Origin of the sequence: Nocardioides jensenii JCM 1364 = NBRC 14755 (assembly GCF_001552535.1) — a bacterium.
GTDB lineage: Bacteria > Actinomycetota > Actinomycetes > Propionibacteriales > Nocardioidaceae > Nocardioides > Nocardioides jensenii.
Genome location: NZ_BCRJ01000051.1, coordinates 1 through 19,182 on the forward strand (window position 1 = coordinate 1; position 19,182 = coordinate 19,182).

General features: G+C 67.6%; 17 protein-coding genes. 9 read left to right on the forward strand and 8 right to left on the reverse strand.

The window, feature by feature from the left end; all coding sequences use genetic code 11:
* Positions 1–217 precede the first annotated feature (217 nt).
* On the reverse strand, positions 218–1,420 hold the full coding sequence (locus tag NJ4_RS11750; protein ID WP_157551098.1) for a hypothetical protein: 1,203 nt from the start codon (positions 1,418–1,420) through the stop codon (positions 218–220).
* A gap of 47 nt (positions 1,421–1,467) precedes the next feature.
* Entirely contained in the window at positions 1,468–2,025 is a 558-nt protein-coding gene (locus tag NJ4_RS11755; protein ID WP_067434866.1) for a hypothetical protein, read from the reverse strand.
* 289 nt (positions 2,026–2,314) lie between these two features.
* Between NJ4_RS11755 and NJ4_RS25665 the strand changes: the two genes are divergently transcribed.
* Together NJ4_RS25665 and NJ4_RS11765 are read left to right on the forward strand one after the other, a co-directional pair.
* Positions 2,315–2,704: a hypothetical protein gene (locus NJ4_RS25665; RefSeq protein ID WP_157551100.1), complete on the forward strand. Its 390-nt coding sequence runs from the start codon at positions 2,315–2,317 to the stop codon at positions 2,702–2,704.
* An 18-nt stretch (positions 2,705–2,722) separates the two neighbouring features.
* A complete protein-coding gene (locus NJ4_RS11765; RefSeq protein WP_157551102.1) occupies positions 2,723–3,022 on the forward strand; it encodes a hypothetical protein in 300 nt (99 codons plus the stop codon).
* A 184-nt stretch (positions 3,023–3,206) separates the two neighbouring features.
* Here the strand turns inward: NJ4_RS11765 and NJ4_RS11770 are convergent, their stop codons facing one another.
* Positions 3,207–4,418, reverse strand: a complete 1,212-nt coding sequence (locus NJ4_RS11770; RefSeq protein ID WP_169799248.1) for an HNH endonuclease signature motif containing protein — start codon at positions 4,416–4,418, stop codon at positions 3,207–3,209.
* Positions 4,419–4,843: 425 nt separating this feature from the next.
* On the opposite strand from NJ4_RS11770, the gene NJ4_RS11775 reads away from it, so the two are divergent.
* Positions 4,844–5,368, forward strand: a complete 525-nt coding sequence (locus NJ4_RS11775; protein WP_067434878.1) for a hypothetical protein — start codon at positions 4,844–4,846, stop codon at positions 5,366–5,368.
* On the opposite strand, the gene NJ4_RS11780 is transcribed toward NJ4_RS11775, so the two are convergent.
* The 3 genes from NJ4_RS11780 to NJ4_RS26410 all read right to left on the reverse strand — a co-directional run bounded on the left by NJ4_RS11780 (position 5,359) and on the right by NJ4_RS26410 (position 7,669).
* Positions 5,359–5,919: a dihydrofolate reductase family protein gene (locus NJ4_RS11780; RefSeq protein ID WP_067434881.1), complete on the reverse strand. Its 561-nt coding sequence runs from the start codon at positions 5,917–5,919 to the stop codon at positions 5,359–5,361. The genes NJ4_RS11775 and NJ4_RS11780 overlap by 10 nt on opposite strands.
* A gap of 128 nt (positions 5,920–6,047) precedes the next feature.
* Positions 6,048–6,458 (reverse strand): hypothetical protein, encoded by a 411-nt coding sequence (locus NJ4_RS11785; RefSeq protein WP_067434884.1) that lies wholly within the window; start codon positions 6,456–6,458, stop codon positions 6,048–6,050.
* Between the two features lie 35 nt (positions 6,459–6,493).
* Positions 6,494–7,669 carry an NERD domain-containing protein gene (locus NJ4_RS26410; protein WP_067434887.1) on the reverse strand — a complete coding sequence of 392 codons (1,176 nt, stop codon included), beginning with the start codon at positions 7,667–7,669 and terminating at the stop codon, positions 6,494–6,496.
* A gap of 352 nt (positions 7,670–8,021) precedes the next feature.
* Here NJ4_RS26410 and NJ4_RS25965 point away from each other — a divergent pair, with 352 nt between their 5' ends.
* Both NJ4_RS25965 and NJ4_RS25165 read left to right on the forward strand, forming a co-directional pair.
* Entirely contained in the window at positions 8,022–8,285 is a 264-nt protein-coding gene (locus tag NJ4_RS25965) for a hypothetical protein (protein WP_067434890.1), read from the forward strand.
* Positions 8,246–8,977 carry a DUF4268 domain-containing protein gene (locus NJ4_RS25165; RefSeq protein ID WP_169799249.1) on the forward strand — a complete coding sequence of 244 codons (732 nt, stop codon included), beginning with the start codon at positions 8,246–8,248 and terminating at the stop codon, positions 8,975–8,977. The genes NJ4_RS25965 and NJ4_RS25165 overlap by 40 nt, the downstream gene beginning before the upstream one ends.
* A gap of 214 nt (positions 8,978–9,191) precedes the next feature.
* Here NJ4_RS25165 and NJ4_RS26680 read toward each other — a convergent pair whose 3' ends face one another.
* Positions 9,192–9,392, reverse strand: coding sequence for a hypothetical protein (locus tag NJ4_RS26680; RefSeq protein ID WP_245644542.1), 201 nt, complete (start codon positions 9,390–9,392; stop codon positions 9,192–9,194).
* 15 nt (positions 9,393–9,407) lie between these two features.
* Here NJ4_RS26680 and NJ4_RS11805 point away from each other — a divergent pair, with 15 nt between their 5' ends.
* Complete coding sequence (locus tag NJ4_RS11805; protein ID WP_245644543.1) at positions 9,408–12,152, forward strand: DUF3427 domain-containing protein; 2,745 nt, start codon at positions 9,408–9,410, stop codon at positions 12,150–12,152.
* Positions 12,153–12,353: 201 nt separating this feature from the next.
* Entirely contained in the window at positions 12,354–12,653 is a 300-nt protein-coding gene (locus NJ4_RS11810; RefSeq protein ID WP_067434896.1) for a hypothetical protein, read from the forward strand.
* 39 nt (positions 12,654–12,692) lie between these two features.
* Here NJ4_RS11810 and NJ4_RS11815 read toward each other — a convergent pair whose 3' ends face one another.
* Positions 12,693–16,103 carry a S8 family peptidase gene (locus NJ4_RS11815; protein WP_067434899.1) on the reverse strand — a complete coding sequence of 1,137 codons (3,411 nt, stop codon included), beginning with the start codon at positions 16,101–16,103 and terminating at the stop codon, positions 12,693–12,695.
* A 141-nt stretch (positions 16,104–16,244) separates the two neighbouring features.
* Here NJ4_RS11815 and NJ4_RS11820 point away from each other — a divergent pair, with 141 nt between their 5' ends.
* Both NJ4_RS11820 and NJ4_RS11825 read left to right on the forward strand, forming a co-directional pair.
* Entirely contained in the window at positions 16,245–17,231 is a 987-nt protein-coding gene (locus NJ4_RS11820) for a helix-turn-helix domain-containing protein (RefSeq protein ID WP_067434902.1), read from the forward strand.
* A gap of 318 nt (positions 17,232–17,549) precedes the next feature.
* Positions 17,550–19,070, forward strand: coding sequence for an FAD-dependent oxidoreductase (locus NJ4_RS11825; protein ID WP_245644544.1), 1,521 nt, complete (start codon positions 17,550–17,552; stop codon positions 19,068–19,070).
* Positions 19,071–19,182 lie beyond the last annotated feature (112 nt).

The following is a 19,182-nucleotide window of genomic DNA, read 5'->3' on the forward strand; positions in this document are numbered from 1 at the left end:
GTCGACCGGCGGCCCGGCGGGTGGCGCAACGGGCGCGACCGGCGCGACCGGCGCTCACTCGGGCGACCCGCTGGGAGGCCCGACCATCTGACCTCCCGCACGACACCTCGACTGGCCGCCGGCACCTCGCCGGCGGCCAGTCGGCATTGAGGGGTGGAGACCAGCCTGCGCATTCAGCTCCACGAGCCAGCTCCCGGCAGCTCGACCCATTGCGCTCTCAGGCACTCTCCCGCAGCGTCGACCCGAGAAGTCGACAGCCCTCACCGGCCGGGCCGACCAGGATCTCGCCCAGTGCCACCAAGGCTGCCGCGTGCTCCGGCCCCAATCGACACACGAACTCCGGCCACACCTCCGGCGAGAGCAGAGCAGCGGCCACACACGCCGGATCGACGAACCAGCCCTCCGAATCGTGGCCGAGCAGGGACATGATCAGGTCCACCACCATCGCGTCGAGCTCGTCGGGAAGCGGCTCGATCTCGCGGCCGTCCTCGTCGTACTCCGCGTGTCTCAGGTAGTCGTCCCCGACCAGCGCGTCACGCCACACCTCCTCTGCCATGTCGGTGACGATCGGCGCGTTCTGCCCCGGCGTGAGCAGGCCGATCGTCCACGCATCCCCACTGCGCTTGATCACCTCGAGCCACTCCTCCGGACGAGCAGCCACCTCCTCGGCCACCTCCTCACGCACCCCGCCGGGCGGCGTGCTGAACAGCCGCACGCCCTCACACGTGACGATCCGGCCGATCACGTGGCCGTCGTACATTCGACTGCTTGCGGCGCCCAGGTTGATCGTCGTGACCTCCGAACCGCTGCTCAGGTCGGTCCACCGGAGCTCGTGCTCGGTCTCGAAGGCCAGGCGGTAGCCACCCATCGGCGCATCGCTCCAGGAACTGAGGTCGCCCGCACGCTCGGCGACCGCGGGACGACGTCCGAGGAACTCCGCCAGCCCGCCGAGGTCATGGACGGCGAGCTGGTGCGCGATCCAGTCACGATCACCGATCCTCGTGCGCAGGCTCATCGGCGTGCTCCGCGGCGACTCTCCCCTCGCTTCGACGGTCAGGTCGACGGCCCGAACCGTTCGTTCCAGCGAGCTTCGCGTCATCTGGCTGCCGGACTGCTGGACCGTCCATCGCGCGTAGACCCACGGGGGCAGCACCGAGGCGAAGAGGTGGAGCTGGATGAGTCGGTCGAGGCGCCATGGTGCCCACATGAACTCGCCGTCCGGGCCGCAGGGCGTGTCGACCATGATGTCGATGGCACCCGCGGCATCACCCGCGGCCTCGCGCTCGTTCGCTGCGTCGATCGCGGCGACGTACGGCTCGAGCTCGTCGCGCTGAGCGGAGGGAGCACGCACCCGGGCGGTCCGGCTGTTCTTGCTGGGACGGTTTCGACGGCGGCCGTTTCGGCCTCGGGACTTGTGCATGCCCACGAGTGAACGCCCTCGGGCTCGGCCGCCGCCAGCCCCCATTTTCAATCTGTGGATAACCCCTCACTGCGCGGGTGGAGACGTCGCTGCCCACGGGTGATCGATCGGAAGTAGTCCTCCTGGGATTGATGCACCGCGAAGTCGATCGGCCCCACCGTCGGCGCGACATCGGGCGCATCCGGCGGACACACGTGCACCCGCTGCCAACGACGCAGGCGGTCCCAGGAGTCGTCGAGGTACGTCGCCGCACAGTGCAGGCAGACGCCCTCCCGACGCCCGTCGTCTTCGACGAGGATCGTCGCCTCGAGGCGATAGGTGAGCGGATCGACGTGCCCCGTGGTCTCGGCCAGGGGCTGTCGGTCACGCGGCAGGATCAGCGCGCACGTGCACACGTCGCGGTCGATCGACTGCCACACGAGGGGTCGATGGATGCCGGCCCGTCGGTCGGCCAGGATCGCCTCGAGCGTCGCCCGTTCGGCGTCGATCTCCTCCCCCTCCACGAGCATGCTCACCTCGAGCAGCGCGAGGTAGTGCGCACCAAGGCCCACCACCAAGGCGTCGTACGCCGATCCGTGGACGCGGTAGTCGCGTGGTCGTGCCATCTGTCTCTCCCGTCGTCAGGAGCAGCCTTTTGGGCTGCCCCGCCTTGACCGCGTGCGCGGCCCGGGTCTTCTCCGGAGGGCACCGTGTCGGGAGACGCGGTTGCCGGTCGGCCACGTCCGGAGGCGTGCGGCCGACGAACCATCACCACGAATGGCGATGCTCTGGACCCGTTCGACACCGTCGTGGTGCCGACGAGCAAGAGCATGCACGAGACCACCGACAAGCTCCACCGAAGCGTGCTGGTCTAGACCGATTCGTCCCGAATGTCAGTGCTCCCGTGCACAGTCCGTGACGTTCGAAGCTGCACCAACTTTCAACACGGGGGTCGAGATGTTCGACAACGTCGCGCCACACGGCGCAGAGCAACAGCCCGCACAGGTCGACGAGGCTCAAGAACCGCCACCCGTCCGGGTCTGCCGCACGTGCAGCGTGCAGTCCCAGACGGTCGGAGACTTCTGCCCACACTGCGGCAAGAGCTACCTACACGCGCGTCGCATGCCCAGTCGCCGCGCACTCACCATCGCTGGTGTCGCGCTCCTGCTCGTGGCGGGCGCCGTCACGGGGATTGCCGTCAAGGTCAGTCATGATCGTTCGGAGGAAAGGGCCGCCGCAGTTGCTGACAAGCGTGACGCTGAGGCCGCGGCCGCACAGAAGGAAGCCGAGGCCCGCGAGCATTAGGAGGCCGAAGCCGCTGCCTTGGAGGAGGCTGATCAGGCGGAACGCGGAGCGCGCGCTGAGTTGATCAAGCAGATGCAGGCCTCGATCACCAAGGATGCCAAGAAGCGTGTGGACGAGGGGGTGTTGGAGGGCCCGATCTTCTACACCTCATGCGATCCGCTCGGTGGAGGGTCAGTCGATGATCTGACCGCGTTGACCACGACATTTGAGTGCATCGGGGTGAATGAGAAGTTGAAGGCCGGTCAGGTCAGAGGTTGGGCCTTCTCGGCCACGATGAACTGGGACGAAGGCTCGTGGACCTGGAGTCTGGGCAGCTGACCACCTCGAGCGCCCTGCCATCCGGGCGCACTGCCTGACCATGAACACGGAACCCGCCGACGGGGGTGCGGCGGGTTCCGGCATGTTGGGGCGCACGGGCGCATGACCCAACAGGTCTCCCGGCTTCGAGCGGGTCGGACGGCAGTCCCACCACACCAGCCAGACCGACTGATGCGGGGTGCTCTCACTTCTTCTTGGAGAAACGGATGTCGCCGTCGGGTTGTCGTTCGTGGTGGTAGGCAGGGTCGTGGATGCGGTGGTGATGGTGGCAGCAGAGCAGGATGCCGTTCTTGACGGTTGTCTTGCCGCCCTGAGACCACTCAACGAGGTGGTGGACTTCGCACCACTCGGCTGACGCGTCGCACCCGGCCGCCCGACACTTCTTGTCGCGCAGCCGGATCACCTTGCGTTGGACCGGGGTGTGCAGCCGGGAGGCCCGGCCCACATCGAGGACCTGCCCGGCGGCGCCGAGGACCATCGGGATGATGGTGGCGTTGCACGCCAGGCGGCGGGCGGTGGCCGCGGTGATCGGGGTGTCGGCGTCGTAGCCGAGGCCGCCTGAGGCGAGTTCGGTGCGCAGCTGGTCCAGGGTGATCGTCACGACCACCGTGGTCGCGTCGCCGCCGTGGTCGGGCAAACGACCCGGGTCGACGCGCTCCAGCAGGTCTCCCATCGCCCGGGCCATCAACGTGGCGTAGGGAACCCGGCGGCCATCGGACTCCGCGGCCTGCTTGCGGGGCTGGGCGAACGCCTCCAGGTAGCGCTTGAGCCGCTTGGCCACGGCATCCGGGAGCCGCCCACTGATCCGGGTGGTGCCGTCACCTTGAGGCCGCAGGGAGAACTTCGCCTTCTCCGCGGCGTGCTTCTCCTCATCGGCCAACCGCTTCGCCTCACGCTCCTCCGCGGAGTCCGGGTCGACCACGTCGGCCAGGTGTCGACCCAGCTTTCGCAACCCGGCGGGGTCGAGTCGCTTCGCCTCCGTCAACAAGGTCCGCTCGGCCTCCACCAGCTGGGCCGCAGACAGCTCGTCACGGACCTCGTCCAGGGCGTTCGCGATCGCACGTGCCTGTTCCAGGGTGACCTCGCCGGCGCCCAGCGCTGCGGCGACCGCGTGCCAGCGTTCGGCGAGCAGCTTGGCCAACGCCTGGTCGGCGCGAGCCTCCCGCTTGTCCAGGTTCTGGTCATGGCTCAACCACGACGCCGGGTCCTTCGCGCCCGCGTCGTCGGCCACGTCACCGGCGGTGGCCAGCACCGCCAACCGCACCGCAGCCAGCCGGGCCTCCGCAGCCACCAGGCCCCGCAACAGCTCACGCTTCTGCGGCATCGGCACATACAGCGGCTCGAACCCGGCCAGTTCGTCGATCGCAGCGCACACCGAACTCAGACTGTCGGTCATCGGGTGCATCATCACGATCAAGCCTTCCGTTCGCAGGTGTGTATTCACTGCGACGCCGGAGGCCCCTCGGGGCTATTACTCACCGTGATGCATCTGACCCATCAAACTTCGCCCGCGAACCCCTCACGAGGCCGGCCACTTCGATTGATGAACTGCTAACAAACGTACACTCATTTGAATAGAGGCGCAATACCATTCTCTGAATTTGTTTGGGTTGGTGGCCACCCTGGACGACACGATCACCACGTTCACGCGACTGATGGACGAGGAGTCAGATTGAACGCCGCACGCCGATTGCCCAAGCTGGCCTGGGATGCGCTGCTTTTCGAGATCGCTGTATGTCGCTCACTCTGACGGTGGATCGCGCGCCGCCCCGACATCCCTGCGGGAGCCGCGCCAGTCCGCTACGCGCAGCTCGTCGGCCGATGCTGTGGCTGTGGATCTTCGGCTCCGCCGTCGAGGTCGTCGAGGTCGTCGTGGTCGACGTGATGGTCCACCGATGGCTGCCGGGGCTGAGGATCCCACTGTTGATCATCGGCATCTGGGGCTTTCTCTGGACGCTCGACATGTACGCCGCCTATCGCGTACGACACGTGGTGATGGACACTCACCTGACCTTGCGCGGCGGCCTGCGGCCCCAGGTCGTCGTACCCCTCGAGGCCGTCGACGTCGCACGCACCGCCGAGCACGAACTGCCCGGCATCACCAAGACCCTGCACAGCGAGGACGGGCTGCTGCTCCTGGGCGTGAGCAGCAGGACGAATGTGGAGCTCGTGCTCCACGGTGCCGTCGCCCTCGCCACGTCGCAAGGCGAGATGACCGCTGACCGGGTTGGGCTCTGGGCGGACGAACCGCGCGAGGTCGCGCGGATGCTGGGTCAGCGACTGCCCACCTCTCACGGCATTCCGGGTGACCGAGGTGACCAGTCTCTGCCGACAGTTCAGTCCTGAGGCTTCAAGCGATAGCTGAGGAACACGTTGCCGAGGGACGACGTACCGGAGTCGACGAGCTCGAGACGGGTGAGCGGCACGGTCTCGTCGAAGAGGCGGCGTCCTTCACCGGTGATGGCGGGGTGCATGGTGAGGGTGAGTACGTCGATCGCGCCGGCGGTGAACAACGACCGCACGGTGTCGACGCCACCCGCGACGGAGATGTCGCCGCCCTCGCCCTGCTTGAGCTGGTTGACGTAGTCGACGGGGTCGCCGGAGACGTGGGTGGAGTTCCAGTCGAGGTCGTCGCCGAGCGTCGTACTGATGACGTGCTTGGGGATCGGGTTGATGAACGAGCCGAACGGGTCGTCGGCGCCGACGGCGTCGCTCTGCCAGAACTCGCGCCACTCCTCCCAGAGCTTGCGGCCGATGACCAGGTCGGAGACCGGGGCGAGGGCGGCGCCCATGCGCTCGCCCTCCTCCTGGCCGAAGGCGTCGAACTGGAACTGGTCGGGCGCCTCACTGACGCCGTTGACCGAATAGAACATGTGGGCGGTGACATTGCGGGACATGGTCGAGCCTTCCGTCGCGGTTTGATGTCAGTCTTGACCATGTCGTACGACGAAACTCATCGCCACTACATTGTGGTGGTCGAGCGGGGCGAGGAACGAGTCCGAAAAGTCGAGACAACGACTCGAGCTCAGCAGCGGGCGATGCTCGATGGATAAATGCCACCGCCGAGGCCGCGGCCATCCAGCTCACCGATGCCGACGGAGAGCTGATAGCCCGGTCGCCACAGCAGGGCCTTCGTGGCCGAGACCCGGCCACGGGCCGCCTTGACCCTGACCTGCGCCGTGTTGCCGTTGCGCGAACGGTAGAGCCCGCCGATGTGGGTGTGCGTGGCCCGCCTGTTGTCGAGGCGGACCTTGATCCGGTATCCACCGGTCACCCGGACCTTGCACACCTGCGTCCTGCCGCCGTGGACGGAGGCCCCGGAGGTCCAGGCCGCGTTGGCCGGCGAGCCGACCAACGTGATGGACGCGGCGACGACGGGTGCGAGGGCTGCGATGGCGATCGTGCGGATCGTGGTGCGGGTGTGCTGTGAGGTCATGCGTCGCATTCTCCCCCGCACGGCGCCGGTGAAACTCAGCGCTTCCAGCGGACGACGCCACTCCTGGCGTCGAGCATGATCGAGACCGACGTCGCCGTGCCGCCCTGGGGGACCACGAAGACAACGCTCCCCTTCAGCGACCTGCCCGCCTTCAACCGCGGCTTGGCAGGCAACGCCGCTCTCCTGTCGACGTCCGCGAAGCGTCGGTCGGGTTGGACCAGCCCGGTCGAGGTCTCGAGTGAGACCTCCATCGCCCCTGCCGGCTGCCACCGCGTCGTCCCGGTGTTCTCGATCGTGACGCGTACGGCGACCAGTCGCTTGCCCTTGGCCAACTTCCCGCCTTGTGCCCGTCGTACGTCGACCACGGAGCGAACCGTGATCGCCAGGTCCGGCCTGGTGCCGGCGCCTGTGACGGCAACTCGGTCGCCAACGTCGTGCTGGCCGTTCCCGAGCTCACTGGTGAAGACACCCGTCAACTGATCGCCGAGCCAGGGTGCAGCACGCGGAACACCGAACACGAGTGCGAGGGCGAGCGGCACCAGGATGAGTGCCCGCATGGCGGCGCGCCTCCGGCGTGATCGTCGCCGCGGCCGGTGGGCCATGCCGGTCGGCGGCAGCACGACGCCGGTCAGGTCTCCGCCGCGGATGACCGCGCGACGAGGGTCAGTCGCCGGAGGAAGCGTCACGGCGGCCTGCCGGGCAAATCTCGTGACGGCATCGGGGTGCAGTGTCGGGGGTCGCGACGCCAACATGTCGACGAGGTTCGCGGTGGAGCAGACCATGACGTCACCCGCCCAACCCTCGACCGACTCTTCCCGCACGAAGCACAGCGCACCCGTGACGGGGACGCCGCCCAGGGCCTCAGAGACCGCCAGCGCAGCGTCCGCCGCGCCCGTCACGGCACTCTCGCGGCTGCGGCCGTTCTGCTTGAGGGCGTCATCGCGTACGACGACCGTGCCCGACCAGTTCTTGCTGTCGATCGCGAAGACGCCACCCGGCCCGAGGGCCACATGGTCGATGTTGGCTCGCGGACGACCCGGCCAGGCGACGTCGTGTATCACGACCCAGCCCGCTGCCAGCAGGGGTTCGAGCACATCGGCCGTGGCGCTCTCGCCATCGGCGCCGCGCTCGTAGTTCTCGGCCTCTCGTCTGTGGCGCGCGGCCTTCTCGTACTGCCGGCGTGCTTGGTCGCGCGCGGACTCCCCAGCCATCACACCCCCACGGTGCTTCGTTGCCAGGAGGCTACGACGAGTCAGTCACCAATGGGCCAGAACACGAGAATCCACAGGCTGGCCGCCGGGTTGCCCAGTCCGACAGGCACCGAGAAGCGACATCGCAGAATCATCGGGCAGTCGAACACCAGTCGCGTGCAGAATCGACAGTGAGGCCACTCAACCCTCGAGACAACGGGCTGGTTCTTAGCCAATGCAGCTGTGCCTCGGCACGCACCAGCGTTCAGCCTCGACCCGTGCCAACGTCCGCTGCCCTACGGTATGAACGAGCCAGTTTCAGCCTCCGCCTGTGTCCCGCAGGCGCGTCACCCCGCTGCAAGGAGCCGAAGACGTGAGCATGAACCTGAGTCGCCTGGAACACATCAAGGTGAGAGATGTGTGGGCCCATGAGGCACACGACTTCACGCAGTGGATGCTGGAGAACGCTGACGTTCTGTCAGATGTCCTTGGAATGCAGCTCGAATTGACCGCAGCGGAACACAAGGTCGGCGGATTTGCTCTGGACCTCATCGAAAGGATCTCGCCTCCGATTCGGTCGTCATCGTCGAGAACCAGTTGGAGCAAACCGACCACGGTCACCTTGGCCAGCTTCTGACCTACGCAGGCGGAACCGACCCTAGAACCATCGTCTGGTGTGCACCGAGTTTTCGAGAGGAGCATCGAGCCGCGATTGACTGGTTGAACGACCACACGGATGAAGACACCCGCTTTTTTGGAGTGGAGATCGGAGCTGTTCGAATCGGCAACAGCCTTCCAGCACCACTGTTCAAATTGGTGGCCAAGCCGAACGACTGGACCAAACAGGTCCACGTGGAAAAGGCATCGAAACTTAGCGGCAAGGCCGCTGCCTACCTTGACTTCTGGGCTGAATTTCTCCAGCGCGTTCACTCACAGCACCCGTCGTGGACCACCAGCAGCGCATCCAGTCGCCAGTCCTGGATCACGCTCCCCTACGGGAAATCCAATATTTGGTACGGAGTCCTCTTCAGTCAGACCGGTCCTGCAATCGAGCTGTACTTCGGATCGAGCAGCGCAGAACAGAACATGGCCGAGTACAACAAGTTCCTGCCGTACAAAGATGTGCTGGAGGAGAGGTTCGGGGAGCCGCTCGTCTTCGAGCCGCTCCCCGATAAGAAGGCGTGCCGCATCCGCTATCACCGCGCAGCCGGCGGAGATGTGCTCGAGTTCGAGAATCGCGAGGCATTCCTGACTTGGTTCATCGAGTCCATGGAACGCCTCCGAGGCGCCACACAGCACGTCAAGTCGTTGATCGCAGCCAAGATCTGACCTCGACCCACCCTGCCGGCAATTTGGTGCGTGTCCCGTTCGAACGAACCGGGGCCAACCCATCCCAAAGCCTGGCAAGCTTCGAGGCGTGCCGCACAACCAAGAGCTCTCCGATGGACTCCACGAGGCGATCGTCACCGCACGCTTGAACGCAGCGATCGGCTCAGAGCCGACGAGGGAGACCGAAGTCAGCAAGGTTGACGACGCCGATTCCTCACACGTCCTCACCCAACACATCGCGGCCGCGGTTCACCATCGCCTGGAATCCATCAAAGATGTCGACGCTCGTCTGTCGGTAGCCAACGAGCTGCTGCGCGCGATCGAGGCGCCAGAGGATCCGGTGATCAACCCCCTTCAGCAACTGCATGCCGTGCGGCCAGCACCTGGCCCTGGGCAGATCCTGCGTCTGCAGCACCGGCCCAAGACTCCAATGAACGACTCAGCACTCCTCACTAATGCGAAGGGCGAGCCGTCGCTGGCCTCGGAGCTTCGAGCAGAACTCGACTCCGCCGACCACGTCGACCTGCTCTGCGCTTTCGTCATGTGGCACGGGCTTCGTCTGATCGAGAACGAGCTCGCCACCGCGCGGGACGCCGGCGTACCGATCCGCGTGGTGACCACGACGTACATCGGTGGCACCGAACGCCGGGCACTCGACCGACTCGTCAACGACTTCGGCGCAGAGGTGAAGGTTCAGTACGACGCGAAGCGCACCCGGCTGCACGCAAAAGCCTGGCTGTTCGGACGGAACACCGGCCTGGACACGGCGTACGTCGGGTCTTCCAACCTGACCACCTCCGCCATGCTCGAAGGAGTCGAGTGGAACGTCCGCCTTAGTGCGCGCGCTACGCCGAGCCTCATCGAGAAGTTTCGCGCCACGTTTGAGTCGTACTGGAACAGCCCGGAGTTCGAGCGTTACGACCCAGCGGCAGATGGTGACCGGCTGGACGACGCACTACTCGAGGCCAAGGGCGTCAGGGCATCTGGACGAGCAACGATCAGCATCTCGGGGCTCGAAGTCCGTCCGTACCCCTACCAGCAAGAGATGCTCGACATGATCGAAGTCGAGCGGGTCCTCCACGATCGCCACCGCAATCTTGTGGTCGCCGCGACCGGTACCGGCAAGACCGTCATCGCTGCCTTGGACTACCGAAAGATGTGCGAGCAGGCCGGTGGCAGTCAACCGAGGCTGCTCTTCGTCGCCCACCGCAAGGAGATCCTCGAGCAGTCGATGCGCACTTACCGTGAGGTGATCAGCGACGGGAGCTTCGGCGAGCTGTACGTCGGTGGCCAGCGCCCCGAACGCTGGAGACATGTGTTCGCAAGCGTTCAGTCGTTCACGAGTTACGGCATCGCAAACATCCCGGCCGACGCCTTCGACGTCGTGGTGATCGACGAGTTTCACCACGCAGAGGCCAAGACATACCGCCGCATCCTCGAGCACCTGACGCCACGCGAACTTCTCGGCCTCACGGCTACTCCCGAGCGTGGGGATGGCACCGACGTGCGGTCCTTCTTCGACGGTCGCACCGCAGCGGAGCTTCGCCTGTGGGATGCCCTCGGCGCAGACCTGCTGTGCCCGTTCCACTACTTCGGCATCGCTGACGGCACCGACCTGCGTGCCATCACGTGGTCGCGCGGCAAGTACGACGAGTCGCAACTCGCCGACGTCTTCACGGGCAACGACGCGCGTGCGCGCATCATCCTGAAGCAGGTGCGCGCCAAGGTCGGGGATGTCAGTCAGATGCGGGCCCTCGGTTTCTGCGTCAACGTGGCTCACGCGACGTACATGACCCAGGTGTTCAACGAGGCCGGCATCCCGGCACTCCTCGTGACCGGCGAGACCGCTTCTGATGATCGTGCCCAGGCGCTGCGCGATCTCCGGCAGCGCAGCGTGAACGTGCTCTTCACGGTGGACGTCTTCAATGAGGGTCTCGACATCCCCGACGTCGACACGGTTCTGTTCCTCCGTCCGACGGAGAGCTCCACGATCTTCATGCAGCAGCTGGGCCGCGGCCTTCGCCGCACGCACACCAAAGCCGTGCTGACCGTCCTCGACTTCGTGGGCTATCACCGCAAGGAGTTCCAGTTCTCCAAGCGCTTCACAGCCCTCACCGGCGTGCACGGGAAGCAGCTCGAGAAGGCCGTCAAGGACGACTTCCCCTTCCTGCCCTCGGGCTGTCAGATCCGCCTGGACCGACAGAGCCAGGAGATCGTTCTGGAGAACCTGCGCTCGCAGATCGCCAACCGCTGGGCGCAGATCGTGGCTCAGCTGAAGCTCACCGGTGACGCGACGCTGCCGGAGTTCTTGGAGAAGTCCGGGCTCGAGCTGAGTGACATCCTGCGACGTGGTAGTCACTCGTGGACCAAGCTGCGGCAGGACTCCGAGCTGCCCACGCTCCCCGGCTCGGTCCTCGAGCTACAACTGCTAAAACGCGTCCGCGCCTTCGCGCACGTCGATGACCCGCTGCGGGTCAGCGCCTACCGGGCCATGCTTGCTCCTGACGCTCCGCCGTACGACGAACTCTCGCCGCAAGAACAGAAACTGGCGCGGATGCTCTACTACTCGATGTGGTCTGACGGTGGTGGCCACGCTTCCTACGCGGCAGGCCTCGAAGGCCTGCGGTCGGAGCCAGCTGCCAGGGCCGAGATCTCGACAGTGGTGGGCCTCTCGTTCGAAGCTGCTCGTCACGTCCCGGTGCCGCTGGGGACGCCGGAGATCCCGTTGCGCGTGCACGCCCGCTATCAACGCGAAGAGATCCTCGCTGCACTCGACTTCCCACGGAAGCCGAACAGTTTCCGTGAGGGCGTTTGGTACTCACCGGACCACAACGTCGACTCGTTCTTCGTAACGCTGAAGAAGTCTGAGGCCGACTACTCCCCCACCACGATGTACGCCGACTACCCGATCAGCCGGGACCTCTTCCACTGGGAGTCGCAATCCACGACCTCGGTCTCATCGCCGACCGGTCAGCGCTATCTCTCTGGCAGCAGCACGGTCTTCCTGTTCGTGCGACACGAGCAGAAGGACGAGTTCGGCACGTCGCCGTACCTCTTCCTCGGCCCGGCGACGTACGTCAGCCACACAGGCGATCGGCCCATCGCGATCACCTGGAAGCTCGCCCACGAGATGCCGATGGACTTCTTCAACCACGCCAGCGCGGTGGCTCAGTAGCGGGCGCGCGGCCAGGTACGTCGCGCCACAGCCGAGCAATTGGAAAGCGGCGATCACGCTGGCGTTTGACGCCTAGCCTCAACGCTCGAGCCTCTTTGGGAGGGAGCCGAGTTGTCTGAGACCTTGACCTGTCCGGTGTGTACGGCGTCTGTCGCTGCCACATCGTCCATGTGCCGCTCCTGCCACCTCCCGATCAAGGACGTGTCGGCCAACCAGAAGCTGGCTCGCCGACCCACTAAGCGGCGGATCGTCGGCAAGTGGCTGTGGACGCGCCTTCTGGGCGCAGCCTTCTACGCAGCGACCGTTGCGTGGTGTGCCATGCAGATGCCCGCGAGCTTGACCTTCGTGGTTCCCGGTGCTGTTGGGGGCGGGTTCCTCCACATCGTGAAGGGACGGCCCTGGCTCGGCCTGCTCCTATTCCTCATCATCGTCGTGCTCGTTCCGATCATCTTCTGGCCCTCCATGCTCACCGGCGCGATGGGTCGACTGACCGACGTGTGACATCACACGGCCGGGCTGCACGCCCTGCCCGGAGCCGGGTCACTCCACCCGGTAGAGCCGGTTGATCGACTGGGTCACCCCGACACCGTGCGCGTCGACGGCCTTGACCTTGAGGGAGACCGCGCCGCCGGCGGCCGGGAGGTTGTCGACGGTGGCTGTCAGGTTCTTCCGCCGAAGTACGACGGGAAGCCGCTCCCAGGTCTCACCCTCGTCGTAGGACACCCACGCCTTGGCCGAGGTGAGGCGACCCATCTCGTAGCCCGGGTTGGGCTCGAAGCCGATGCGCACCGGGTAGCGCCGGTCCGCCGACGCCGTGTTGGTGAGGTCGACGTCAAGGTCGTAGTCCGGGAACAGCAGCGGCAGGGTCTGCGGTTCGGCGGAGTCGCGGGACCGGAACGTCCAGCGAGTCTCCGACGTGTGCGGCGTCGTCCAGGTGGAGAAGCTGCGCAGGTAGTGGCGCAGGTCGTAGACGAGCTCGTAGTCCCGCTCGCCGGCCGGCACGTTCCAGACACCCTCGCCGAACCAGCTGCTCTCGCCGAGCGACTCCCCGTCGGCGAACAGCTCCACGCCGGTGGCCGGCCCGGTCAGCATGTCCCAGGAGTAGTGCCCGTCCTGGCTGTCGGACCACTGCGCGAAGTCGGACCAGATCACGTTGCCGGTGCGGGCGGCGGTCTCGTAGCGACCGCGCGTCGCCGACGACGGGACACCCGGGCGCAGACCCGTCTCGAACCAGGTCTCGACGGTCCTGCTCCCGCGGGTGCGCGCCTCGGTGGCGGAGGCCATCGGTGTGCCGTGGAACCAGCGGGTGCCGTCGGGGTGGACGACGGTCTGACGCAGCCGGACGTCCGGGTTCGCGGTCAGGTAGTGGGTGAGGCGACCGGGTGCCGCCAGCTCCTCGATGTCGCCGACCGGGACGTACCCGCCGCTGATCGAGCGGAAGGCGTCGAGGTAGGTGACGTACTCATCGGCTTCACCGGGCACGTGGTACTCCTCGTCGACGGTTGCCAGCTGCTTGCGCTTGACGACGTGCTGCTGACTGCCCTTCACGCGCTGGGCGTGCGGGAACACCAGGTCGTAGAGGTACGGCTGGTCGGCGCCCTCCGGGGAGGCGAGGCGCCAGGTCTCGACCACCTCGAACTCACCGTTCTTCACCTTGGGCGTCTCCTCGAGGTAGACGTTCTCGACGGTGTCGCCGAACAGACGGGTGTTGGTGAGAACCCAGTCGTCGGAGCTGCGCGCGTAGGACAGGCTGCCGCTGTGCAGGACGGTCGGGAGGTCGGTGCGCACACTGGCGCGACGCGCCTCCCGGGCGTCGAGAACCACCGTCTGGTCATCGACCAGGGTCAGCTCGGGCCGGGTCATCATCGCGATGCTGGCCGGCTGGGTGCTGTCGGCGTGCGGGGTCAGCACGGCCGAGGCGAGCGAGTAGCGCCCGGCCCTGAGGTGCAGGGTGACGTCCGCTCCGCGCATGGGCATCCGCTGGGCGACGATGCTGTCCAGGTCGAAGACGTCCAGAGATGTGCCGTTGGCCGCGGCGTTCCCGTCGCGGTTGAGCACCCGGAACGTCACGTCGATGTGCTTGGCCTCGGCATACGCGCCGATCGGGGTGACCACGGTCCGGCCGTCGTCGGTCGTCGCCAGGAGCCGGATGCTGATCGCGCCGTAGTCGCCGTACGACAGGCCCGCCGACGGGTCGAACCGCAACGGCAGTACGGCGGTCGCGCCGGCCGGCACGGTCAGCTCGTCGACCCCGGTCTCGACCGCACCCGGCGGCAGCGCCTTGCCGGTCTCGCCACGGGCGTCGACCGCGAACGTGAGGGTGCGCGGCGTCCCGGACGTGTTGGTGTAGCTGATCTCCTCGGTGACCGCCTGGTCGGCCGTGTGCGGCCAGGCGAACGTGCCCAGGTCGACCGTGGACGGTCCGGACACGGTGGTCTCGACGGCGTTCGCCACGTCGAGGGTTCCGGCGCCGCGCTCGTAGATGTCGCCCGGGGACTCGGCACGCACCGAGCTCTGCAGCACGGCCTTGATCTGCTCGCCGTCCCACTCCGGGTGCTGACCGGACAGGATGGCGGCGGCGCCGGCCACGTGCGGTGAGGCCATCGACGTACCGTTCATGTCCCGGTAGGCGCTCACGCCGCGACCACCGGCCCGGGCGGCGGTGATGTTGACGCCGGGGGCCACGATGTCGGGCTTGATCCCGTGCGTCCCGAGCACCGGCCCGATGCCGGAGAAGTACGCCGTCGACGAGTCCAGGTCGATCGCACCGACGGTCAGTGCGGCGTCGGCGCACCCCGGGCTGGTGATGGTCTCGGACGGTCCGCCGAGATTGCCGGCCGCGATCACGAACAGGGTGTCCGAGGAGGCCGAGAGGTTGTCGACGGCCTGGGCCATCGGGTCGTCGCAGGTGGTCGGCTCGGACTGGCCGATGCTCATGTTGACGACGTCGGCGCCCTGGTCCGTGGCCCACTCCATGCCGGCCACAATCCACGAGATCTCGCCGTACCCCTGGTTGCTGAGCACCTTGCCGACCAGCAGCTCGGCGCCGGGAGCGACCCCGGTGTGGGAGCCCTCCGAGGCGGCCCCGGAGCCGGCCACGGTCGAGGCGACGTGGGTGCCGTGCCCCGTGCCGTCACCGGCGTCTGCGTCGGTCGTGAAGTTCTCCGTCGCGACGATGGTTCCGGCGAAGTCGGGGTGGGCGGCGTCGATGCCGCCGTCCAGGACGGCGACCTTGGCACCGGTGCCGTCGAAACCGGCCGCCCAGGCCGAAGGCGCTCCGACGAACGGCACGCTCTGGTCGAGAGTGGCGTGCACCTTGGCGTCGAGCCACAGCTTGTCGACGTCCCGGCCGATGGTGCGCCGCGTCGAGCTCAGCTCGGACCACACCTGGTCGGCCCGTTGCTTGTCCACGTGCAGTGCGTCGGCGTGGATCGACGGCAGGGTCGCCACCTTGGCGCTGCCCGCGGGTGCCGTCGGGTGCGAGCGCAACCGGGCGTCGTACGACACGATGACGGGGATGGCGTCGACCGAGGCGTCGTCGTAGCCCTGCTCGACCAGCCCGCTGACGTTGAACAGCTGCCGGTCCACGCGGTCGGCAGCGAGGGCGTCCTCCGCGGAGCCCGGGATGACGTAGACGTCGTCGCCCTCGGTGCGCACCTCGTAGCCGAGAGGGTCGTCGCTGACCACCCGCGCGCTGGGCGTCTCGCCGGCGGCATAGGTGAGGACGACGACGTCGCCCGTGATCAGCGTGACCGAGTACTGGCCCGGCGCGGGGGAACCCTCGTCGGCGGAGCCGCCCGGCGTCGCGGCACCGGCCACCGCGTCGGCCGACGACGACACTGCCGGAGCACCGGCCGGGGCACCGGCCACCGCGGGGACGGCGGCGCACAGTGCCGCGACCAGCGTGGCGACGGTCAGGGATGCCGCGGGGGTACGACGCAAACCGGCCATGGGAAATTCTCACTCTCGTCGGGCACTGGGGAAGCCCTCGTAAATCTGCCACAGGTATGGACCGGATAGAGTGTCGTGAACACGACATGACCGGTATTCGTCAGGTCCCGACGAGCCGTCATCGCAGAAGGAGAGGGCATCGTGCTGGACGTGCTCGGACTCAACGACGACGAGGAACTGGTCTACCGCTCCCTGGTGCAACTCCCCTCGGCCGACTCCCGGGAGCTCGCGCGGCGACTGAAGCTGCGCAAGGCCGACGCCGCGCGCCTGCTGACCGCGCTCGAGCGCAACGGTTTGGCGGCAAGGTCCAGCGAGAGCGCCGAGCGGTACGTCGCGTCGCCGCCCTCGGTCGCGCTGGCGGCACTGCTGGCCAGCCGGCAGGACGACCTGCGGCACGCGGAGACCGAGATCGCCGGGCTGGCGGAGACCTACCGGCGACGCGAGTCCGACCGCACCGTCGGACAGGCCATCGACGTGGTCCACGGGGCCAAGGCGGTCGGCCAGCGGTTCCTGCAGCTGCAGGCGGCGGCCCGCGAAGAGGTCCTGGGCTTCATCAAGTCCGAGGTGGCCGTGGTGTCCGGCGGCGAGAACACGTCGGAGGAGCGCGCCGTCGAGCGCGGTGTCGCCTACCGCGTCGTGGTGGAGCAGTCGTCGCTCAAGCAGCCCGGTTTCCTCGACGCCGCCGAGGAGGCCATCGCCGCCGGCGAACAGGTGTACGTCGCGCCCTCCGTGCCGATTCGCATGATCATCGTCGACCGCCGGATCGCGCTCGTGCCGCTGATGTCGCACACGGAGTCGGCAATCGGGGCACTCCTTATCCACAACAGCGGCCTGCTCGATGCGCTCCTCGCCCTGTTCGAGAGGGTCTGGCGTGACTCAGTGCCGCTGGTCCTGGCCGGCTCCGGCGTGGTGACGTCCCCGTCCAACGGCCTCTCCGAGATCGACGCGCGGGTGATGGGACTGCTGCTGGCCGGCCTCACCGACGGCGCCATCGCGAGCCAGCTCGACCTGTCCAGTCGCACCGTGCAGCGGCGGGTGCGGTGCCTCATGGACGCCGCCGGTGTCGAGACCCGCCTCCAGCTCGGCTTCCAGGCCGCGACACGCGGCTGGGCGCAACCAGCCGTTTGAGCCAGTCCCTGCAGTCGACCCGGCCCGAGCCAACGGCGACCATCGCGGCTGCCGCGTCACGCGGGCCGAAGGCGAACTCGACGACGATTCGATAAGTGCCGAGATCGCGACTGACCGGCCCCGTTCGCTCGGGCTGAGTGGTCATCTCGACCAGCTGGATCGGCGGAACCACCAGGAACAACAATGGAAGGGCACGAATGCCCTTCCAGTTCCAAGGTATACGGCAACAGGGGGCTTGCCGCAAGGCCCCTGTCACCCCTCACAATCAACGCTCGAGTCGCATTCAGCCGAGCAATCGCGGGGGAGATCTTGAAGCACGTGGACGTTGTGGTGGTGGGCGCTGGGCCGACCGGGCTCATGCTCGCCGGGGAGCTCGGCCGTGAGGGGATCCGCACGCTGCTGCTCGAGCGCCGGCCGGAGCCGTCGCAGGCGGCCAAGGCGGGCGGGCTCGCCGGGCAGATCCTGCAGCTGCTGCACTACCGTGGCGAGTTGCTGCGATTCCGGGCAGCGAGCCCGATGGCCGATGCCCCCGAGCCGCCGCCGCGGTTCCCGTTCGGTGGGCTGCACCTCGACTTCACCGACCTCGACGACTCTCCGATGCGGGCGCTGCTGCTCCCCCAGCCCCAGCTCGAGGCGCTGCTGGCCGAGCGCGCCACCGAGCGCGGGGTCGACGTACGTCGTGGGCACGAGGTGATCGGACTGCGTCAGACCGAACGAGCGGTGACCGTCGAGGTGAAGGGCACGGACGGCCCGTACGAGGTGTCCGCCGACTACGTGATCGGCTGCGACGGTGGCCGGAGCCGGGTCCGCGACCTGGCCGGCATCCCGTTCCCCGGCACGGCCTTCCCCGAGATCGAGCGGCTGGCCTCGGTCACCGTGCCCGAGGGTGTGACCGTGCTCGACGACGGGAGCCTCGACGTCGACGGGGTCGGCGGGATCCCGTTCGGCTACACCGCCACCGAGCGCGGTGTCTTCGCCTGCAACGGCATGGGCGAGACGATGGGCGTCTACACCGCCGAGGTCGAGCCGACCCAATACGACGACGACGCGCCCATGACCATCGCCGAGCTCGGTGCGAGCGTGAAACGCGTGCTCGGCATCGACCTGCCGCTGGGTGAGCCACGCCGGATGACGCGGTTCGGCTACTCCGCGAAGCAGGCCGATTCCTACCGCGACGGCCGGGTCTTCCTGGCCGGCGACGCGGCGCACCTGTTCCCCTCGGGCGGGGTCGCAGTCAACGCCGGCATGCTCGATGCGGCCAACCTCGCGTGGAAGCTCGCCGGCAGCATCCAGGGCTGGGCGCCGCCCGGGCTGCTCGACACGTACGACGCCGAGCGGCGCGCGGCCGCCGAACGCACGCTGCTGCACACGCGTGCCCAAGTGGCGCTGCGCAGCGGGCACGGGCCGGGCGGCGACGCCCTGCGCACGCTCTTCCAGGAGCTGGCCACCGACGAGCAGGCACTGCGCCGACTCGGTGCGCTCATGGCCGGTCTCGATGTGGGCACGGTGCCCGGCTCGCACCCGCTGGTGGGCACCTTGCTCCACGACCGTGCACTGAACGTCGATCACCTGGACCCCCGTTTCGCCGGGCTGCTGAGCGGGGGCCACCCGGTGCTGCTCGACCTTGCCGACCGGGCAGACCTGCGAAAGGTTGCCGGTGAGTGGACCGACCGCGTCGAGGTCGTCAGTGAGTCGATCGACGAGCGGCCTGCCGACGTAGTGCTGGTCATGCCGGACGGGCACATCGCCTGGGCGGCCGCGGTCGACGAACCCGCCGAGACCGCACAGGCCGCGCTGCGCGAGGCACTGGCCACGTGGGCCGGGGCGCCCCCGGCCTGACGCAGACGGACCGACGTTCGCGGAAAAGCTGACCGGAGCCGCTGGACACCGCTTCTCCCCGAGAGTGGCAGGAATTGGGTAATTCTGTCGTTTCGCTCATGAGTGTCGGTGG